At 45.1% G+C, this 1,138-nt stretch carries 1 protein-coding gene; it reads right to left on the minus strand.

What is annotated here, in order from left to right:
* On the minus strand, positions 1–1,138 hold a 1,138-nt coding region (locus B7C60_RS17735; protein ID WP_245868492.1), incomplete at both ends, for a cation:proton antiporter domain-containing protein.

Here is a 1,138-nt window from a genome sequence, read left to right on the forward strand (position 1 = left end):
AATTACTATCGCCTGTGCTTGTTCTGCCCCTGCCGAACGCAGTAGTTCTAGATGAGTTGCATCTCCATAGAACACCTTATAACCGTACTTGCGTAGTAGTTTGATTTGACTGGCATCATTCTCTAATACAGTGATTTTAATTTTATTGGCATACATTAATCGACCCACAATCTGACCAAAGCGGCCAAAACCGGCCACAATAACTTGCGGAGTCTGGTTATCAATCGTGCTCTCTGGCTCTTCTTCCGGGCCATTTAAGGTCTGATGATAGTAAAAGGTTTGGAGTTTGAGCAGCAATGGGGTTGTCATCATCGAGACACTGATCACTAAAATCAGTAATGCTGATTGATCAGCCGTTAATAAAGCCCCCTCCGTAGCTGATGTTAAAATCACAAAACCAATTTCTCCACCTTGACTTAAGATTAAAGCACTACGGCTACGCGCTTTAGAACGTACTTTAGCCATTCGAGCTAAACCATACATGATCGTCATTTTGATACTGATTAGCCCCGTCACCAGTAGACCAACCAGCCACCACTCTTGCCATAAAAGGGTCATATTCACCGACATCCCCACCGCGATAAAAAATAACCCCAAGAGCAAGCCTTTGAAAGGCTCAATTGCTGTGCTGAGCTCATGACGAAATTCACTTTCAGCCAGTAGCATGCCCGCTAAAAAAGCGCCTAATGCCATTGATAAACCGAGCTTTTCCATCAATAAGGCCATCGCTATCACTAACAATAGCGAAGCGACGGTAAATAGTTCGCGCACTTGACTATTGACGACCCAACGAAATAAAGGCTGTAATAAAAAATGTCCTGCGATTAATAGCCCAATTACCCCCGTTAACATCCAAACTAATGGTAGGCTTTCGCCGGTTTGTTGCCCTGAAAATATGGTGACTAAAGCTAAGGTGGGTATAACCGCTAAGTCTTGAAATAAAGAGACGGCAAAGACCGTGCGTCCTGTGTCACTCAAGGTTAAACGCATTTCATCAATGGTACGCAGTGCGATTGCGGTCGATGATTGAGCGAGGATCAGCCCAATACAAAGACTCACAGACCAAGGGAAACCGTATACCCACAAGCCACTCGCCAGTATGACGCTAGACACTAGCATCTGTGAGCCACCTAGCCCG

Origin of the sequence: Vibrio fujianensis (assembly GCF_002749895.1) — a bacterium.
In the GTDB taxonomy this organism is placed as follows: Bacteria; Pseudomonadota; Gammaproteobacteria; order Enterobacterales; family Vibrionaceae; genus Vibrio; species Vibrio fujianensis.